19 protein-coding genes and 1 other RNA gene are annotated in these 18,984 nt (G+C 59.1%); 5 read left to right on the top strand and 15 right to left on the bottom strand.

Annotated features, from left to right (window positions below; all coding sequences use genetic code 11):
• The 9 genes from mraY to rsmI form a co-directional block, all read right to left on the bottom strand.
• A complete protein-coding gene (mraY, locus tag JOE29_RS04390) occupies positions 1-1,083 on the bottom strand; it encodes a phospho-N-acetylmuramoyl-pentapeptide-transferase (RefSeq protein ID WP_003313553.1) in 1,083 nt (360 codons plus the stop codon).
• Entirely contained in the window at positions 1,083-2,453 is a 1,371-nt protein-coding gene (gene murF / locus JOE29_RS04385; RefSeq protein WP_046266529.1) for a UDP-N-acetylmuramoyl-tripeptide--D-alanyl-D-alanine ligase, read from the bottom strand. The genes mraY and murF overlap by 1 nt, the downstream gene beginning before the upstream one ends.
• A complete protein-coding gene (locus JOE29_RS04380) occupies positions 2,446-3,909 on the bottom strand; it encodes a UDP-N-acetylmuramoyl-L-alanyl-D-glutamate--2,6-diaminopimelate ligase (protein WP_003424508.1) in 1,464 nt (487 codons plus the stop codon). The genes murF and JOE29_RS04380 overlap by 8 nt, the downstream gene beginning before the upstream one ends.
• Positions 3,909-5,636, bottom strand: a complete 1,728-nt coding sequence (locus JOE29_RS04375) for a penicillin-binding protein 2 (protein WP_010427469.1) — start codon at positions 5,634-5,636, stop codon at positions 3,909-3,911. Before JOE29_RS04375 ends, JOE29_RS04380 begins: the two co-directional genes overlap by 1 nt.
• Positions 5,636-5,929, bottom strand: coding sequence for a cell division protein FtsL (gene ftsL, locus JOE29_RS04370; RefSeq protein ID WP_003340690.1), 294 nt, complete (start codon positions 5,927-5,929; stop codon positions 5,636-5,638). Before ftsL ends, JOE29_RS04375 begins: the two co-directional genes overlap by 1 nt.
• A complete protein-coding gene (rsmH, locus tag JOE29_RS04365; RefSeq protein WP_080271076.1) occupies positions 5,926-6,867 on the bottom strand; it encodes a 16S rRNA (cytosine(1402)-N(4))-methyltransferase RsmH in 942 nt (313 codons plus the stop codon). The genes ftsL and rsmH overlap by 4 nt, the downstream gene beginning before the upstream one ends.
• Before the next feature lie 2 nt (positions 6,868-6,869).
• Positions 6,870-7,325 carry a division/cell wall cluster transcriptional repressor MraZ gene (gene mraZ / locus JOE29_RS04360; RefSeq protein ID WP_003406034.1) on the bottom strand — a complete coding sequence of 152 codons (456 nt, stop codon included), beginning with the start codon at positions 7,323-7,325 and terminating at the stop codon, positions 6,870-6,872.
• Positions 7,326-7,632: 307 nt separating this feature from the next.
• Positions 7,633-7,990, bottom strand: an RNA gene (gene rnpB, locus JOE29_RS04355) — RNase P RNA component class A.
• Between the two features lie 85 nt (positions 7,991-8,075).
• Positions 8,076-8,945 (bottom strand): 16S rRNA (cytidine(1402)-2'-O)-methyltransferase, encoded by an 870-nt coding sequence (rsmI, locus tag JOE29_RS04350; protein ID WP_016568902.1) that lies wholly within the window; start codon positions 8,943-8,945, stop codon positions 8,076-8,078.
• Between the two features lie 280 nt (positions 8,946-9,225).
• On the opposite strand from rsmI, the gene JOE29_RS04345 reads away from it, so the two are divergent.
• The 4 genes from JOE29_RS04345 to JOE29_RS04330 all read left to right on the top strand — a co-directional run bounded on the left by JOE29_RS04345 (position 9,226) and on the right by JOE29_RS04330 (position 12,750).
• Complete coding sequence (locus JOE29_RS04345; protein ID WP_057406667.1) at positions 9,226-11,040, top strand: penicillin-binding protein activator; 1,815 nt, start codon at positions 9,226-9,228, stop codon at positions 11,038-11,040.
• Positions 11,037-11,411, top strand: coding sequence for a YraN family protein (locus JOE29_RS04340; protein WP_177205290.1), 375 nt, complete (start codon positions 11,037-11,039; stop codon positions 11,409-11,411). Before JOE29_RS04345 ends, JOE29_RS04340 begins: the two co-directional genes overlap by 4 nt.
• 170 nt (positions 11,412-11,581) lie before the next feature.
• Positions 11,582-12,175 carry a phosphoheptose isomerase gene (locus JOE29_RS04335; protein WP_003418801.1) on the top strand — a complete coding sequence of 198 codons (594 nt, stop codon included), beginning with the start codon at positions 11,582-11,584 and terminating at the stop codon, positions 12,173-12,175.
• The gene (locus JOE29_RS04330; RefSeq protein ID WP_003313570.1) at positions 12,172-12,750 is read left to right on the top strand and encodes a BON domain-containing protein; all 579 of its coding nucleotides are present in this window, start codon (positions 12,172-12,174) and stop codon (positions 12,748-12,750) included. The genes JOE29_RS04335 and JOE29_RS04330 overlap by 4 nt, the downstream gene beginning before the upstream one ends.
• A 60-nt stretch (positions 12,751-12,810) precedes the next feature.
• On the opposite strand, the gene JOE29_RS04325 is transcribed toward JOE29_RS04330, so the two are convergent.
• From JOE29_RS04325 to rplM, 4 genes are all read right to left on the bottom strand, one after another.
• Positions 12,811-13,230 (bottom strand): ClpXP protease specificity-enhancing factor, encoded by a 420-nt coding sequence (locus JOE29_RS04325; RefSeq protein ID WP_003418802.1) that lies wholly within the window; start codon positions 13,228-13,230, stop codon positions 12,811-12,813.
• A 17-nt stretch (positions 13,231-13,247) separates the two neighbouring features.
• Positions 13,248-13,865, bottom strand: a complete 618-nt coding sequence (locus JOE29_RS04320; RefSeq protein ID WP_003424513.1) for a glutathione S-transferase N-terminal domain-containing protein — start codon at positions 13,863-13,865, stop codon at positions 13,248-13,250.
• Between the two features lie 281 nt (positions 13,866-14,146).
• Positions 14,147-14,539, bottom strand: coding sequence for a 30S ribosomal protein S9 (gene rpsI / locus JOE29_RS04315; protein ID WP_002555064.1), 393 nt, complete (start codon positions 14,537-14,539; stop codon positions 14,147-14,149).
• Between the two features lie 14 nt (positions 14,540-14,553).
• Positions 14,554-14,982: a 50S ribosomal protein L13 gene (gene rplM / locus JOE29_RS04310; RefSeq protein ID WP_002555065.1), complete on the bottom strand. Its 429-nt coding sequence runs from the start codon at positions 14,980-14,982 to the stop codon at positions 14,554-14,556.
• A 494-nt stretch (positions 14,983-15,476) separates the two neighbouring features.
• On the opposite strand from rplM, the gene JOE29_RS04305 reads away from it, so the two are divergent.
• Positions 15,477-16,382 (top strand): GlxA family transcriptional regulator, encoded by a 906-nt coding sequence (locus JOE29_RS04305; RefSeq protein ID WP_161633437.1) that lies wholly within the window; start codon positions 15,477-15,479, stop codon positions 16,380-16,382.
• 78 nt (positions 16,383-16,460) lie between these two features.
• On the opposite strand, the gene zapE is transcribed toward JOE29_RS04305, so the two are convergent.
• Both zapE and JOE29_RS04295 read right to left on the bottom strand, forming a co-directional pair.
• Positions 16,461-17,555, bottom strand: a complete 1,095-nt coding sequence (zapE, locus tag JOE29_RS04300) for a cell division protein ZapE (protein ID WP_003340671.1) — start codon at positions 17,553-17,555, stop codon at positions 16,461-16,463.
• A gap of 62 nt (positions 17,556-17,617) precedes the next feature.
• Entirely contained in the window at positions 17,618-18,967 is a 1,350-nt protein-coding gene (locus tag JOE29_RS04295) for a tryptophan--tRNA ligase (RefSeq protein ID WP_044312137.1), read from the bottom strand.
• Between the last annotated feature and the right edge of the window lie 17 nt (positions 18,968-18,984).

Raw genomic sequence — 18,984 nt, 5'->3', positions numbered from 1 at the left:
CTACCTCAGTTTCAGCGTGGCAAGGCCAATGAGCACCAGAATCACGGTGATGATCCAGAAACGGACGATCACACGTGGCTCGGGCCAGCCTTTGAGTTCAAAGTGGTGGTGGATCGGCGCCATGCGGAATACGCGGCGACCGGTAAGTTTGAAAGACGCAACCTGAATGACCACTGAAAGGGTTTCCATCACGAACACACCGCCCATGATGAACAGGACCATTTCCTGACGAACGATCACCGCCATGGTGCCCAGAGCTGCGCCGAGTGCCAGAGCACCGACGTCGCCCATGAATACTTGCGCCGGGTACGTGTTGAACCAGAGGAACCCCAGCCCGGCACCAATCAGCGCGCCCGAGAACACAATCAGCTCGCCCGCCCCCGGTACGTAGGGAATCAGCAGGTATTCAGCAAATTTCACGTTGCCCGACAGGTAGCAGAAAATGCCCAGGGCACCGCCCACCATCACCGTCGGCATGATCGCCAGACCGTCCAGCCCGTCAGTCAGGTTGACTGCGTTGCTGGAGCCGACGATCACGAAATAGGTCAGCACGATGAAACCGATACCCAGCGGGATGCGCACATCCTTGAGCATCGGCACGATCAGCGTGGTTTCAGTCGCCGACGGCGCAGTCGTATAAAGGAAGATCGCGGCACAGAGGCCGAACACCGACTGCCAGAAATACTTCCAGCGGCTCGGCAGGCCACGCGAATTCTTTTCGATCACCTTGCGGTAGTCATCGACCCAGCCGATGGCGCCGAACAGAAAGGTCACCAGCAACACAACCCACACGTAACGGTTGCTCAGGTCAGCCCACAGCAACGTACTGATACCGATGGACGAGAGGATCAACGCGCCGCCCATCGTCGGCGTACCCGACTTGGAGAGGTGCGACTGCGGACCATCGTTACGCACGGACTGACCGATCTGACGCATCTGCAGGGTACGGATCATCCACGGCCCGAGGCACAGCGACAGCGTCAGTGCAGTGAGCACGCCAAGGATCCCGCGCAATGACAGGTACTGAAAGACCGCGAAGCCTTTGTAGAACTGTTGTAAAAACTCGGCCAACAGCAGCAGCATTAATGTTTCTCCAGGCTAGAACCGCACAAGGCAGCCACGACGTGTTCCATCGCAGCGCTACGCGAGCCCTTGATCAGTAAAGTGGTATCAGGGTCCTGCTCGGCGCCCAGCGCCGCAATCAGTTCAGCCTGACTGGCAAAGTGGTAAGCGTGCTCGCCGAAGGCGCTGACGGCGTGAGTCATCAGCGGGCCGACGGCATACAGCGCCGACACCTTGCCAGCGGCATAGGCACCGACTTCGCGATGACCCTGCTCGGCCCAGTCGCCCAGCTCGCCGATATCGCCAAGCACCAGTACGGTACGACCGGTGAAGCCGGTGAGGATGTCGACGGCCGCGTTGATCGAGGCAGGATTGGCGTTGTAGGTATCATCGATGACGCGCGTGCCATTGCTGGCGATTTGCGCCACGGCACGGCCCTTGACCGGCTGCACGCTGTTCAGTCCGGTGACGATCCCTTCCAGCGGCACACCCATTGCGCAGCTGGCAGCCGCAGCGGCCAGGGCATTGGACACGTTGTGTGTGCCGAGCAGGTTCAACTGAACCCGGGCAGTGCCGAGCGGGCTGTTGAGGGTGAAAGCCGGGCAACCCCGCGCATCACGGCTAAGCTCGCTGGCGTACACATCCGCCGCAGAGTCGGTCAGTGCGAAGGTCAGGACATTGCGATTGCCAGCGCGCTTGCGCCAGATCGGGAAGGCCTTGTCTTCCAGGTTCAAGACTGCCGTACCACCCGCGTCGAGACCTTCCAGAATCTCGCCCTTGGCTTCGACAATGCGGTCCGGGCCGCCAAACTCGCCAACATGGGCGGTTCCGGCGTTGGTGATCATGGCGACGTGCGGCTTGGCGAGGCTCACGGTGTAGGCAATCTCGCCAACCCGCGACGCACCCAGTTCGATCACCGCCGAGGTGTATTCGGGGGCCAGTTCCAGCAGCGTCAGTGGAACGCCCAATTCGTTGTTCAGGTTGCCTCGGGTCGCGAGCACAGGCCCGCGCGTGCGCAGGATGCTCGCGAGCATTTCCTTGACCGTGGTTTTGCCACTCGACCCGGTGACGGCAGCAACCGGCCGGTCGACGAACGCATTGCGATTCATGGCACCCAGTTGGGCAAGTGCCTTGCGGGTATCCAGCACGACCAGTTGCGGCAAGGCGGCGCCCTGCACTTCGCGCTCGACCAGAGCACCGACCGCACCTTTGGCAGCCACTTGATCGAGGTATTCATGACCGTCGAAACGCGGACCGGTCAGGGCCACGAACAGCTGGCCAGGCTCGATGCCACGGCTGTCGGTGCTGACGCCGGCAAAGCTGCAGTCGCCGCCGACCAGACGGGCGTCGAGTGGCACAACCAGTTCGCTGAAGGTCATTGGCTTAAGCATTCGCAGGCTCCCATACAGCAAGCGCGCTGGCGGCTTCTTGCAGGTCGGAGAACGGCTGCCGCTGACCGTTGATTTCCTGGTAGTCCTCGTGGCCCTTGCCGGCAAGCACCACGACGTCATCGGCATTGGCGCTGGCAATCAGTTCGGCAATGGCCTGACCGCGACCTTCGATGAAACGCACCTTGTCCGCAGCAACGAAGCCAGGGCGTATATCGTCAAAAATACTGACAGGCGATTCTGAGCGCGGATTGTCATCAGTGACCCATACGCCGTCGGCCAGACGCTCGACCACTTCAGCCATCAGCGGACGCTTGCCACGGTCACGATCACCGCCGCAGCCGAACAGGCACAACAAGCGGCCCTTGGCGTGCGGGCGCAGTGCTTCGAGTACTTTTTCCAGCGCGTCCGGGGTGTGCGCGTAATCCACGACGACCAGGGGCTTGTCGGCACCACCCAGACGCTGCATGCGTCCGACCGGGCCTTCGAGTTTCGGCAGCGCCTTGAGAATTTCGTCCAGCGCGTAATCCAGGCCCAGCAATGCACCGACCGCAGCCAGCACATTGCTAAGGTTGAAACGGCCCAGCAGGCTGCTGCGCAGGAAGTGTTCGCCCTGAGGCGTGACCAGCGTGGCACGCACGCCATCGTCATCGAACTTCGCATCGCGGCAATACAGGTAGGCCGTGCTGTCCAGCTGGCTGTAGGTGATCAGGCGCGACTCTTGTTTGACAGCGGCCAGTTCACGGCCGAAATCGTCATCCAGGTTGATCACCCGGCATTTCAGATCAGGCCATGCGAACAGCTTCGCCTTGGCGGCAGCGTAGGCCTCCATGGTGCCGTGATAATCCAGATGGTCACGGGACAGATTGGTCAGCACCGCCACATCAAAGGCCAGCGCCGCAGCGCGCCCCTGATCAAGACCGTGGGAGGAGACTTCCATCGCCACTGCGCGCGCGCCGGCCTGTCTCAGGTCGGTCAGCGTTGCCTGCACGGCAATCGGATCAGGCGTGGTGTGGCGGCCGCTTTGCAGCGAACCGTAGAAACCGGTGCCCAGTGTACCGACGATCCCGCAGCGTTGACCGAGGGCATCAAGCGCCTGAGCCACCAACTGGGTCACGCTGGTCTTGCCGTTGGTGCCGGTAACACCCACCAGATTCAGACTGCGGCTCGAATCGCCATAGAAGCGACCAGCGATCGCGGACAACTGCGCGGCGAGCCCTTTTACCGGAATCAGCGGCACGTCAGTGATCGGCAAAACGATCGACCCTTCGACTTCATAGGCTACGGCAGCTGCGCCACGCTTGAGCGCGTCGGCGATGTGCGCGCGGCCATCGACATTGATGCCCGGCACTGCCAGAAACAGGTCGCCCGGACGCACATTGCGGCTGTCGAGAGTCAACTCGCGAATCAGCGCATCGCGGTCGGTGTGAGCGAAAAGCTTGCTCAGATTAAAGGCCATCAACCACGCCCTCCTTTGGCTGCCGGTGCGGCGTTGACTTGTTCAGGCGGCGCAAGGTTGTCCGGCGTCACGTTCATCAGACGCAACGTGCCAGACATGACCTTGCTGAATACCGGGGCCGAAACCAGACCACCGTAGTAACCACCCTTGCTCGGTTCGTCGATGACAACCACGATGGCATAGCGCGGGTTACTCATCGGGCCGAAACCGGCGAACAGCGAGCGATAGGAATTTTCCGCGTAGCCCTTGGTGCCGATGGACGTCTTGCGCGCCGTACCACTCTTGCCGCCGACGTGATAGGACGGCACACGGGCGCGATAGACGCCGCGCGGGTCCTCGATAACCTGCTGCAACATGCCCTGCAGAGTCTTCGCGGTTTTCTCCGGAATGGCCTGGGTCGATTCCGGCTCTTTATCTGTTTTGAGGATGGTCAACGGCACGATGCGGCCGTTGTTGGCCAGCGCACCGTAGGCATGCACCAGCTGCAAGGCAGTGACCGACAGACCGTAGCCATAGGACAGCGTGGCGGTTTCGGCCTTGCGCCATTCGCGGTAGTTGGGCAGGTTGCCGACGCGCTCGCCAGGGAAGCCGAGGCCGGTGTACTGACCGAACCCGACGCGCTGCATGGCACGGAAGATCGCCTCACCGCCCACATCGAACGCGACCTTGCTCATGCCGACGTTACTGGAGTTGATCAGAATGCCGGTCAGATCGAGGATCGGGCCTTCGGTCTTGGTCACGTCACGAATCGTGTATTTGCCGATCTGCAGGGTGCCCGGATAAACCTCGACCTTGTCGGTCGGCTTCCAGCGGCCACTGTCCAGCGCTGCGGTCATGGAGATAGGCTTCATGGTCGAACCGGGTTCGAACACGTCGATGATCGCCCGGTTGCGCATGGCGGCAGGCACCATGGTGCGGCGGTTGTTCGGGTTGTAGGTCGGCTGATTGACCATCGCCAGCACCTCACCGGTCTTGACGTCCATGATCACCATGCTGCCGGCCTTGGCCTCGTTCTCGACGATGGCATTGCGCAGTTCACGGGTGGCCAGGTACTGCAGGCGCAGGTCAATAGATAAAGCCAAGGTCTTTCCGGCCTTGGCATTCTTGGTCACCTGAACATCCTTGATCAGTCGGCCGCGCCGGTCCTTGATGACCTGACGCTTGCCGGGCACTCCGGCGAGCCAGTCGTCATACGCCAGCTCGACGCCTTCCCGGCCATGGTCGTCAAGGTCGGTAAAGCCGACCATGTGTGCAGTAACATCGCCGGCAGGATAAAAGCGGCGGAACTCTTCGATGCCGTAGACACCGGGCACTTTCAGGTCGATGACCGACTGACCCTGCTCTGGCGTCAGGCCACGCACCAGGTAGATGAATTCCTTGTTCGCCTGCGAGTCCAGGCGCTCGGTCAGTGCCTTTAGATCCTGACCCAGGGCGGCGGCCAGCATCGGCCACTTGGACTTGTCCTGCTGCATTTCACGCGGGTTGGCCCACAGCGTGGTCACCGGCGTACTGACGGCCAGCGGCTCGCCGTTACGGTCGGTGATCAGGCCACGGTGCGCCGGAATAGGAATATGCCGAAGGCTACGTGCATCGCCCTGTTCCTTGAGAAAGGTATGGTCGATGACCTGCAGGTCGACGATGCGCCAGCAAATGGCGAGCACGAGGGACACCAGCAGCCCTACGACTACGCGAAAACGCCACGGATAAAGAGCGCCATCGAGCTTCATCATGGCGCCACCATGCGTACTTCGGCAGCGCTCGGGATGCGCATCTTCAGCTGTTCGGTGGCCAGAGTCTCGATACGGCTATGTGCAGTCCAGGTGCTCTGCTCAAGAATCAGCCGCCCCCACTCTGCCTGCGCCTTGTCGCGCACGCTCATTTCCGAATACAGCGAGTTGAGCAGTTGACGATTCCAATGTGCACTATAGGAAACGCCAATCGCCGAAATCAGGACGGCAATGAACAGCAGCAGCATAATGAAACTGCCGCCGGGCAGAGGCTTCAGAAACAGACGGCTCACCTGAGCTTCTCCGCTACACGCATGACAGCACTGCGCGAGCGCGGGTTTGCTTTGGTTTCGACATCTGAGGCGAACTGGGCCTTGCCGTGAATTTTGATTTTCGGTTCGAACGGTTTGTACTGAATCGGCAGATTGCGCGGCATGTTGTCGGCTTCGCCCTTGGCGAGCTTGCGCATGAACAGCTTGACGATGCGGTCTTCCAGCGAGTGAAAGCTGATGACGACCAGGCGGCCACCCACTTCCAGCGCATCCAGTGCCGCTTCGAGGCCGGCTTCCAGATCGCCCAATTCGTTGTTTACGTGAATACGCAGGCCCTGAAAGGCACGCGTTGCAGGATTCTTGCCCTTTTCCCAGGCAGGGTTGGCGACCTTGAGCACTTCTGCCAGATCAGCTGTGCGCTCGAAAGGCTGGACTTCGCGACGCGCGACGACCGCGTTGGCCATGCGCTTGGCAAATCGCTCTTCGCCGTATTCCTTGAAGACGCGGGCAATTTCTTCAGCCGGGGCAGTCGCGATGAACTCGGCAGCACTTACGCCACGGGTAGGGTCCATGCGCATGTCCAGAGGACCGTCGTTCATGAAGCTGAAACCGCGCTCGGGATCATCCAGCTGCGGGGACGACACACCCAGATCCAGCAGAATGCCACTGACCTTACCCGCCAAACCGCGTTCCTGAGCCTCGGATCCCAATTCGGCAAAGCTGCGCTGCACAATGACAAAGCGGCCGTCTTCGGCCGCTAGCGCTTGCCCGGTGGCAATCGCTTGAGGGTCCTTGTCGAATCCTAGAAGCCGACCATCTGGGCCCAGCTGGCTGAGTATCAGACGACTATGCCCGCCACGTCCGAACGTGCCGTCCAGATAGCAGCCATCGGCGCGCACCGCGAGAGCCTCCACGGCTTCTTCGAGCAGCACGGTGATGTGGGTAAAGCCGCTATTCATAGTCACAGGATCAAATCACGTAATTCGTCGGGCATCGCGCCAGGTTTTTGAATGGCAGCCAGGTCAGCATCAGCAAGAGCATTCCAGGCGTCCTCGTCCCACAGTTGAAACTTGTTCAGCTGGCCCACCAGCATTACGCGCTTATCCAGCTTCGCGTACTCGCGCAGGCGCGGCGGTACCAGAAAACGCCCACTCCCGTCGAGTTCCAGATCGACAGCATTACCAATCAGAAGCCTTTGCAGACGGCGGTTCTCTTCACGAAACGTCGCCAGATCACGAAGTTTTGCTTCTATCAGCTCCCATTCGGAAAGCGGATAAAGGCAAAGGCATGGATCAACAGCATCAATGGTCACGATAAGTTGGCCGGCGCTACGCGAATCCAACTCGTCACGGTACCGGCTCGGCATAGCGAGACGGCCCTTGGCATCGAGATTGATCGCATTGGCACCACGGAACACAGGCGCATTCTCCGAATATTAGCTTTTTGCGCTAAAAAAACCCACTTCGTGCCACTTTCTGCCACTTGCGCACACTATAGGAACGCGGCCACCACACCGTCAAGGCACGGTCTTAAGGAAAACCCTTACATTTCGGAGATTTAGGAGAGGTATTGGGGATAAAAGGGTAATTCTGAGAAGGATCCGACGGATAAATCCCACACAGCTCAAATCGTTGCGATTCAAAGTTAATGTGATTTATGAGCTGTAAGATTTTTTTGGTATTACGGAGGGGTTTTGCTGCTTGAAACGAAGGGGAAGAAAAAAGGTGGAGAGTCGATCTGTAAGCCGGGTTCTGTCGAGAACAGTCATTCCTCTACGACGGCCATCACTGGACGCCTTTAGCAACCTACCCGGTTCCAGCGCGGGCCACGCCTAGGAACCCTATTTGGTCTTGCTCCGAGTGGGGTTTACCTTGCCACGAACTGTTACCAGACGTGCGGTGCGCTCTTACCGCACCTTTTCACCCTTACCGGCACCGAAGTGCTTAGGCGGTTATTTTCTGTGGCACTTTCCGTAGGCTCACGCCTCCCAGGCGTTACCTGGCACTCCGCCCTATGGAGCCCGGACTTTCCTCCCCCCCTTGTTGCGGAACAACAAGAGGCAGCGACTGTCCAATCGACTCTCCGCCGACAAGGTTAGCGGCACACGCCATCAAGAACAAGCTTTAATAGCATGCGTGTCCCCCTTACCCCTTTCAAAAGCAGGCCGCTACTCCTTCTGCTTCTCCAGCGCCACCTGATACAACAGGTTCTTGCGCACGCCGGTTATTTCGGCAGCCAGCGCCGCGGCACGCTTGAGCGGCATCTCTGCAAGCAACAGATCCAGCACCCGACGAGCCTCCTCACCAATGACGTCCTCGTCATCCGGCGGCGTCCAGCCAGCCACCAGCACTACGCACTCGCCACGTTGCTGATTACTGTCGGATTCGACGAATGCCCGTAGCTCACCCAAAGGCAGACCCTTGAGGGTTTCGAAAGTTTTGGTTATTTCACGCGCCAGCAACGCCTGACGATCAGCACCGAACACCAGCTCCATATCCTGCAGACACTCCAGGATGCGATGCGGCGCCTCATAGTAGATCAACGTGCGCGGTTCTTCTTTGACACGCTCGAGCCTGGCCTTGCGACCCGCAGACTTGGCAGGAAGAAAACCCTCGAAAATGAATCGATCCGACGGCAGCCCGGCCGCAGACAAAGCCGCAATCAAGGCGCAAGCACCCGGCACCGGTACGACCTGCACACCTGCGGCACGCGCCTGGCGCACCAGGTGATAACCGGGATCGGAGATCAGTGGCGTGCCCGCATCGGAAATCAGTGCGACGTCATCACCGGCCAGCAGACGCGTGATGAAACGACTACCCTCATCACGTTCGTTATGTTCGTGACAGGCAGCCAATGGCGTGGAGATGCCGAAGTGCTGCATCAGACGTGCGGAATGACGCGTGTCTTCAGCTGCGATCAGCGCGACGTCGCGCAACACCTTCAAGGCCCGCACACTCATGTCGTCCAGATTGCCGATAGGAGTCGCCACTACATAAAGCGAACCCGGAGTGGAATTCGAAACAACCGGAACAGTCAAAACGCAAACCTCGCAGGTTAAAACAGGTGCTTGAAAAAAATGCATTGTACAGGCTGCGGCCCGGCGGAACGGTTCGCGCGTCAGGATGCCGACAAAAAAGGAATGAAAACATGTTCAGACCCGAGCAAGAAACGCGGCGCACCTCTCGAATTGAACGATTTGGCCGCCAGATGACCTTAACGCGACTGATATCACGGCTTTAAATACCTTCGACATCGCACCCCGGCCAGCGCTTGGGTACAATCCCCCGTTAATTCGCTCGAGTTTCAGGAACATACCAATGATCGCTTGTCTGCGGCTGCTCTCTGCCCTCTGCCTCGCTGCCCTCCTCGCAGCCTGTGCCAGCTCGCCCTCGTCCAGCCTTGGCGAGCTGCCTCGAACCCCTGATGCCAGCATCGAGCAATTGCTCGAGCAGGCTGCCAGCGCCAAAACACCCGAGCAGGCCGCAACGCTGCGCTTGAGCGCTGCTGATCTGGCCAGCCGCCAGAACGACGCAGGACGCGCCGCGCAAATCCTCGGACAGGTGCAAATCGATCAACTCAAGCCCGGCTTGCAGGTTTTCGCCAGCACACTGTCCGCTGAGCTGGCGATGGGCCGCAATCAGCCCAAGGCAGCGCTGACCGCGCTGAATCATCCAAGCATGCAACGCTTGGGCGAACTGTCGGTCGAGCAGCAGATCCGCACTCATATGGTCAAGGCGCGCGCCCTGGAAGCCGATGGTCAGGCACTCGCAGCCGCCAATGAACGTGTTTACGCCGGCCCGCTGCTACAAGGCGCAGACGCCAGCGCCAACAATGACGCGATCTGGACACTGGTCTCCGCCCTGCCTGCCGAGCAACTGCAGAGCACAGCCACCGACGACATGGGCGGCTGGCTGAATCTGGCTCGCTCGATCAAGGGCGCAGGCACGCTTGAGCAGCAACAGACTGCCATCGACAACTGGAAAGCGCAGAACCCTAAACACCCTGCTGCACAGCAACTGCCAACCGCCCTCGCCCAGCTGCGCGCATTGACCAGCGAGCCGATTACCAAAATTGCCCTGCTGCTGCCGCAGGACGGTCAGTTGGCCGCAGTTGCCAAGGCGTTGCGCGAAGGCTTCATGGCCGCGCACTTCCAGGCTCAGCAAGCAGGCGAGAATCCTCCGGCCATCCAGGTCTTCGACAGCTCGCGAATCACCTCGATGGACGAGTTCTACCGTCAGGCTCAGGCCGCTGGTGTGCAACTGGTCGTCGGTCCGCTGGAAAAGAACCTCGTCAAACAGCTGAACAGCCGTCAGCAGTTGCCTATCACCACCCTGGCGCTGAACTACAGCGATACCAGCAATGAAGGCCCGGCGCAGTTGTATCAGTTCGGCCTGGCCGCAGAAGACGAAGCCCGCGAGGTTGCACGTCGCGCCTGGGCAGACGGCAAGCGCAGCGCCGTGGCGATGGTTCCGAAAGGCGAATGGGGCGACCGCGTGCTGGATGCCTTCCGCAAAAGCTGGCAGGCCAAGGGCGGCACGCTGATCGCTGCAGAGCACGTTGATCAGCCTGTAGAACTGGCACAGCAGGTCGCCGATCTGTTCCAGCTGCGCAACAGCGAAGGCCGCGCGCAGCGCCTGCAAAGCACGGCCGGCACTCAAGTCGCCGCTCAGCCAAGCCGTCGCCAGGACATCGACTTCATGTTCCTCGCCGCGACCCCACAGCAAGCGCAGCAGATCAAACCCACCATGGTCTTCCAGTACGCAGGTGACGTTCCGGTCTACGCCACTTCGCACCTGTTCACCAACAGCAACGATCATGCGCAATACATGGACCTCAATGGCGTGCGCTTCTGCGAAACGCCATGGCTGCTGAACGCCGAAGACCCGCTGCGCCAGCAGGTCACCGCGCAATGGCCACAGGCTGCAGGCAGCCTGGGTCGTCTGTATGCGATGGGTATCGACGCCTACCGCCTGGCACCGCGCCTTGCCCAGCTCAAGGCGATGCCTGACAGCCGCATTGACGGGCTGTCCGGCAGCCTCAGCCTGAACCCTGGCCGTCGCGTCGAACGTCAGTTGCCATGGGCCGAATTCGTCGACGGCAAGATCCAGCGCCTGCCGGACACCGCTCCTTGATGCAACGCAGCACCCGCCAGCAAGCAGGGCGCGAGGCCGAAGCCTTCGCCCTGCAGTTTTTGCAACAACAGGGGCTGCGCCTGATTGAACAAAACTGGTTATGCAAACGCGGCGAGCTTGATCTAGTCATGCTTGACGGCGATACAGTAGTATTCGTCGAAGTTCGCTACCGTCGCCATTCAGGATGGGGTGGTGCCATGGAAAGCGTCGATTTTCGCAAGCAGGGGAAACTCGTCACCGCCGCACAGCTTTTTCTACAGCATGCAACGGCCTGGTCCAATCACCCCTGCCGTTTCGACGTGATCGCCATTGAAGGCGAGCCCGGCAAGGCTGCACCGTTGAACTGGATCAAGAGCGCTTTTGACAGCTGACCTGGCACAGTGAAGCAGCAGCCCGACTTGAGTCATGACCTGCAATACGCTGCAGCCCTCACCGATTTCGCTATTTGTTTTGCCGGCTGCACACCTTGTGTGCCGGATAGCTCCCGGGAGAACCCGGCGCATCCGTCCCGCCGCCGTACGCTCTAATTAAGGTCACATTGATGGACATGCAATCCCGAATTCGCCGGCTGTTCCAGGCCAGCATCGAAACCAAGCAACAGGCGATGGAAGTCCTTGCACCCTTTATCGAGCAAGCCAGTCAGGTCATGGTCAATGCCCTGCTCAACGAGGGCAAGATGCTCGCGTGCGGCAACGGCGGCTCAGCTGGCGACGCACAGCACTTTTCCTCGGAACTGCTCAACCGCTTCGAACGTGAGCGGCCGAGCCTGCCGGCAATTGCACTGACCACCGACAGCTCGACGATCACCTCGATCGCAAACGATTACAGCTACAACGAAATCTTCTCCAAACAGATCCGCGCGCTGGGTCAGCCGGGCGATGTATTGCTGGCTATTTCTACCAGCGGCAACTCGGCGAATATTATTCAGGCCATCCAGGCCGCACATGATCGCGAAATGATTGTCGTAGCATTGACGGGACGCGACGGTGGCGGCATGGCCTCACTGCTATTGCCTGAGGATGTGGAGATCCGCGTACCCGCCAATGTCACGGCACGCATACAAGAAGTCCATCTGCTGGCGATCCATTGCCTTTGCGATCTGATCGACAGCCAACTGTTCGGGAGTGAAGAATGACCCCTAATCGTCTCAGCCTACTGGTTCTGACACTGTGCCTCAGCATCACCGGATGCAGTTCGGTGATCACGGCCACTCGCGAAAAACCGATCGAAGACGATCGCGGCACGCGCACCTTCGGCAGCAAGATCGATGACTCGCTGATCGAGACCAAGGCAGCCGTCAACATCTCCAAGGCCAGCCCTGACCTCGCAGAGGGCTCGCACATCGTCGTGACCAGCTTCAACGGCATCGTGCTGCTGGCTGGCCAGACACCGCGTGCCGACCTCAAGGCCATGGCCGAACAGGCCGCCAGCGCCGTTCAGCGCGTCAAGAAGGTCAACAACGAACTGCAGGTGATGGCACCCTCCTCGCTGCTGGCGCGCAACAACGACGCCTGGCTGACCACCAAGGTCAAAAGCCAGATGATCGCTGACGCATCCATCCCCGGCTCACGCATCAAGGTGGTGACCGAGAACGGCATCGTGTTCCTGCTGGGCCTGGTAACCCAGGACGAAGCCAATCGCGCCACCAACCTGGTACAGGGCGTCTCCGGCGTACAGAAGATCGTCAAACTCTTCGAGTACATCGACTGACGGGTAACCGGCAGGCATGAAAAAGGCGATCCGAAGATCGCCTTTTTTATTGCCCGTTTTTTACTTCACGACCTTCAGACTCGGCCTGCCACTCGGACGCGGCGGTTCGCTGTCTGGCGGAGGCGTATCGTCTTCGATCTCGATCTCGATTTCTTCACCCTCTTCCATGGAAGGCTCCAGATCGAAAACCATGCCCTGACCGTTCTCGCGGGCATAAATACCCAGGATGGCAGCGACAGGTACATAAAGCGTGTGCGGCACACCGCCGAAGCGGCCTTCGAAGCTCACCGCTTCGTTATCCATATGCAGATGACGCACGGCACTTGGGGAAACATTCAGGACAATCTGCCCGTCATTGGCAAATCCTTGTGGGACCTGCACAGCCGGGTAATCCGCATTGACCAGCACATGCGGGGTGCAATCGTTATCGACGATCCACTCATAGAGAGCACGAACAAGATAAGGGCGACTGGAGTTCATTAACGGCTCCTTAAGCCTTAGCGCATTTCACGTTCGGCATCAGACAGACTCGTCTGAAAAGCCTCACGCGCAAATTGGCGCTCCATATAATCAAGCAACGGCTTGGCAGGCCGCGGCAATTCAATACCCAAAATTGGCAAACGCCAGAGTATGGGGAGTAGACAGCAGTCAACAAGACTTAGCTCGTCGCTCATGAAAAAAGCTTTTTCCGCGAACAACGGGGAAACCCCGGCCAGACTCTCGCGAAGCTCCTTGCGCGCCTGAACACGAGCGGGCTCTTTGCTGCGCGTATCCAGGATCAGGTCGACAAGGCCGCACCAGTCTCTCTGAATACGATGGATCAGCAAACGGCTATTGGCACGGGCAACCGGATAGACGGGCAGCAGAGGCGGATGTGGATAGCGCTCATCCAGGTACTCCATCACCACGGTCGACTCGTACAACGCCAGGTCACGATCAACGAGGGTCGGCACACTGCCGTATGGATTTACTTCAATCAGCTGCGGCGGATGACGACCTGCCACCACTTCAATGATTTCGGCGCTGACACCCTTCTCGGCGAGCACAATGCGTACGCGATGAGAATAGTGGTCGGCGGGGTCGGAGTAGCAGGCCAACCGGTTGGTCACGCCCATGGCGATCCTCCTCGCTTGTTAAAATTTATCGGACAGACGAACGAACGCGCTTGAAGGGCGCATCCGATAATGAACGCAACAGGACAGGTGTTCGTCGCGGGCCACAAGATAGCTCATTTACGCGATGTAAATTCCGTAATCTTCGTCGACAGGCGGATAAATTTCACAATATCGACGTAAAACGAGCAACGCAAAAACATCCTGACCGTAAAAATCACGCCCATAAAAAAACGTCCAGCCCCGCGAGGGGATGGACGTTCTTTCTTTGAACGAAGAGCGTGTTAACGCTTCGAGTACTGCGGACGCTTACGCGCTTTACGCAGACCGACTTTCTTACGTTCAACTTCACGAGCATCGCGAGTCACGAAGCCTGCTTTACGCAGAGCGCCACGCAGTGTCTCGTCGTACTGCATCAGAGCGCGAGTGATACCGTGGCGGATTGCGCCAGCCTGACCACTCACACCGCCACCGATAACGGTGACGTAGATGTCGAACTTTTCAACTGTCTCGGTCAGTTCCAGCGGCTGACGAACTACCATGCGGGCAGTTTCGCGGCCGAAGAAATTATCCAGGGAGCGGTTGTTGATCGAGATGTTACCAGTACCCGGACGCAGGAAAACGCGAGCGGTTGCGGTCTTGCGACGGCCAGTGCCGTAATTTTGAGTCGCCGACATAATGAACTATTCCGTTAAAACTTCAGTTCTTGGGGCTGCTGAGCAGTATGAGGGTGTACAGCGCCCGCATAGACTTTCAGCTTACGATACATGTCGCGACCCAGCGGGTTCTTAGGCAGCATGCCTTTGACTGCGGTCTCGATCACGCGCTCAGGAGCTTTGGCGATCAGCTTTTCGAAGTTGATCGACTTGATCCCGCCCGGAAAACCGGAGTGTGAGTAGTAGATCTTGTCGGTGGTCTTGGCACCAGTAACGCGGATCTGCTCGGCATTGATCACGACGATGTAGTCGCCGGTATCAACGTGCGGAGTGTATTCCGGTTTGTGCTTGCCACGCAGACGGCTCGCGATTTCGGTGGCCAGACGACCCAGGGTCTGACCAGCAGCGTCGACGACGAACCAGTCGCGCTTAACTGTTTCCGGTTTAGCAGTAAAAGTTTTCATTCTTTATAGCCTCAGGGGCCGCCCTGAAAATTAGACGGCGGATCTTACTGAATAGTGCGTACTTTGACAAGTCAAAGGCAGCCGGAAACAGACGCTATCGGGGGCTCGGGTCAGCGCGTCCGTTATACGGCAAGATTCTTCGGCAGACGGCGCATCACTTCCACTGCAAAGAGCTGGCGGATTATACAGACTGTAAAAATAACCTCAACCGGATTTTTTGTTCACATTCTGTTTATTGCCTGCGGGGCGTGGATTGGCGGATATTTACCCTCTTAGCACAAAGCCATCATGGGTGCCCTGCCAAGGGCCCCCACGTAACGAGGCTGGACAGTTCTGGCAAAAAATAAGACGATCCAGCCGTTGCTTGACCATTTACCCATATAAGAATAACGATTATGCCGATCCAACACGCCACTCTTCTGCGCCGCGTAAGCATCCTGACCACGGACAAGATGTTTGCCTCCACTGTCATGCAGGCCAAGGATTTCTTCCACTTGGCGAGCCTGCGCTACAGCAAGCAACTGGGCAATGGCCTGGTACCCGCCTTCGAAACGCGCCTGGTCAGCCCGGACGGGCTTTCGGTCAGCAGCTTCAGCGATGTCACCCTGCCGGTCGACGGCGCGCTCTGCCAGAGCGACATCATCGTCATCCCGGCCTTCTGGGACGATTTTGAAACCCTCTGCCAGCGTTACCCACAGATCCTGCCGTGGTTGCGCGAGCAGCACGCCAACGGTGCCGTACTCTGCGCCGAAGCCACCGGCGTCTACTGGCTTGCCGAAGCCGGCTTGCTGGACGGCAAGGAAGCGACGACCTACTGGCGCTTTTTCAGCGCATTCGCCGAGCGCTATCCCAAGGTCCTGCTCAATCAGGAAAAGCACCTGACCGACGCCGACAACGTGTATTGCGCGGGCGGCACGACCTCGGCCTGCGATCTGTACATTTATCTGATCGAGCGCTTCTGCGGCGCAAATGTCGCCCAGGCCGTCGCCCGCGACATCCTCTATGAAGTGCGTCGCACCTACTCGCCGGGGCGAATCGGTTTTGGCGGTCAGAAGCTTCATCAGGACGTGGTCATTCTGCAGATCCAGCACTGGCTGGAAGAGCACTTTGCCGACAAGTTCCGCTTTGAAGACGTGGCCCGTGAGCACGGCATGAGCATTCGCAATTTCATGCGCCGCTTTCAGACCGCCACAGGCGACAAGCCGCTGCATTACCTGCAACGGCTGCGGATCGAAACTGCAAAGGGATTGCTGTCGGGGACGCGCAAGAGCATCAAGACCATCAGCTACGAAGTGGGCTACGACGACGCCAGCTTCTTTGCCCGACTGTTCCGCCAGCACACCGAGCTGTCACCCAATCAGTATCGGCAACAGTTCGAGGGTCAGAGGGAGAAGCTATAAGCTGCAAGCTGCAAGCTGCAAGCTGCAAGAGCCTGGGCTTTTAGCTTGCGGCTTGCAGCTTGAAACTTGCCGCTGCGACTAGGGCTTGTGCGCCCGCGAGAGGAACTCGTGGGATTGCATTTCCAGCAGACGGCTGAGGGTGCGCTGAAACTCGAACATCAACCGGCCACCGGTGTACAGGTCCTTCAATTCGACCTCGGCCGAGATGATCAGCTTGACGTTGCGATCGTAGAACTCGTCGACCATGTTGATGAAGCGTCGGGCGATGTCGTCAGTGGCGACGTCCATCTGCTCGACGCCGCTGATCAGCACGGCATGGAAGATCTTGCCCAGCTCGATGTAGTCGTTCTGACTGCGCGGGCCGTCGCACAACTCACGGAAGTCGAACCACGCCACATCGTCACAGGTGCGCAGCGCACGGATCTCGCGGTTTTCGATCATCAACACATCGTTTTCGATGGTTTCCGCGCAATCCGGAGTCAGCGCCTTGAAGCTTTTACGCAGGCTCTCCTGTGCAACTTCGTTGAGCGGGAAATGGAACAGTTCAGCCTGCTCCAGGTGACGCAGACGGTAATCGACGCCACTGTCGACGTTGACGATGTCGGTGTTCTGCTTGATCAGCGCGATAGCCGGCAGGAAGCGCGCCCGCTGCAGGCCGTCCTTGTACAGGCCGTCCGGAACGATGTTGGAAGTGGCCACCAGCGTCACGCCATTCTTGAACAGCTCTTCCATCAGCGTGCCGAGGATCATGGCATCGGTAATATCGGAGACAAAAAACTCGTCGAAACAGATGACCCGCGCCTCATCGGAAAAACGCCTGGCGATGATCGTCAGCGGGTTTTTCTCGCCCTTGAGGGTCTTCATCTCTTCGTGCACGCGCTTCATGAAGCGGTGGAAGTGCGTACGGACCTTGTCCTGAAACGGCAGTGCGTCGAAGAACGTATCGACCAGATACGTCTTGCCGCGGCCTACGCCACCCCAGAAGTACAGCCCCTTGACCAGCGTCTGCTCTTTCTTGCCGAACAGTTTGCCGAACAGGCCGGGCTTGCTGTCGTGAGCGGCGATCAGATCGTCGTACAGGCGCTGCAGATGACGCACAGCGTTTTCCTGCGCGGCATCGTGAAAGAAGTCCGGGCGTTTCAGATCAGCTTGATATCGTTCTAGGGGCGTCATAATTCGTTAGCAAGGCAACAAAAACGGGTCGTCACTGTAGCGACGACCCCGGGGATTGGCAATCAGTCCTGTTGAGAAGCGAGCGCCAGCTTGAGTGTTTCGATGGCGCTGTCGCGCGCGGCAGCGTCGGCGAATACCGGACTGTCCGCCACGCAGGCGCCGTCCAGCCACAGCGTGAAGCGATCGTCTTCGCTGCGCAGGTCCAGTTCGCCGCCCTGCTGCAACTGCTTGCTGACCACGCCTGCCGCCTTGCCATCGGCAAAATTGCGCGACAACAGCAACTGCTCGCCATCGGCTGCCAGCATACGGAAACGGAAGCTGCCGTCGTCTTCACGGAAGCTGACGAAACGAGCGCCCTTGCTGGCCTTCTTCTTGCCGGTGTCGGCGTTCTGCACCACGGTACGGAACGACCGAAGGCCTACCGCCTCGCGCAGTTCCTCAAGGAACGGGGTGGCGACACGTCGGGCTTTCTGCGCGCCAGCGAGCAGGATGTCTTCCAGATCGGCAGGACGCTCGATCAGCCCCAGGTACTTTTCACGGGGCTCGCTCAGCTGCGCATCCAGCAACGTGAACAGACGATTCTTGGCTTCACCCCAACCCAGGCCCTGCAACAGGTCAGCGCGGAATTCGGCGCACTGCTCGGCCGTCGAGAAGGCCTGATACAGAGTAAACAGATGCGAGGTGTCCGGGTCTTTCGCTTCGCCTGGGGCACGCGAGTCGGTGACGATACGCGATATCGCGCTTTTCATGTCCTTGGCACCGCTGAACAACGGGATGGTGTTGTCGTAGCTCTTGGACATCTTGCGACCGTCCAGACCTGGCAGCGTAGCCACGCTCTCTTCGATCAGTGCCTCGGGCATGACGAAGAATTCCTTGCCATTGCCGAACAGGTGATTGAAACGCTGACCGATGTCACGGGCCATTTCAACGTGCTGAATCTGGTCGCGACCTACCGGAACCTGATGCGCATTGAACATCAGGATGTCGGCAGCCATCAGCACCGGGTAGCTGTATAGACCCATGGTGATGCCTGCGTCCGGGTCTTCGCCACCTTCCACGTTCTTGTCCACCGACGCCTTGTAGGCGTGGGCGCGATTGAGTAGGCCCTTGGCCGCGACGCAGGTGAGCAGCCAGGTCAGTTCCGGGATTTCAGGAATGTCCGACTGGCGATAGAAGGTCACACGATCGACGTCCAGCCCCGCCGCCAGCCAGGTCGCGGCGATTTCCAGACGCGAGCGCTGAATGCGCAGCGGGTCATCGCATTTGATCAGCGCGTGGTAGTCGGCCAGAAAGTAGAACGAGTCGAAATCGCTCTGACGGCTGGCGACAATGGCCGGGCGAATGGCGCCCGCGTAGTTGCCCAGATGGGGAGTGCCGGTGGTCGTGATACCGGTCAGGATACGAGTGGTCATGGCAGGTCGCTTATCAA

This window comes from Pseudomonas sp. PvP009 (assembly GCF_017832995.1).
Classification (GTDB): Bacteria; Pseudomonadota; Gammaproteobacteria; order Pseudomonadales; family Pseudomonadaceae; genus Aquipseudomonas; species Aquipseudomonas syringae.
This window is presented reverse-complemented; position numbering and strand designations above follow the sequence as displayed.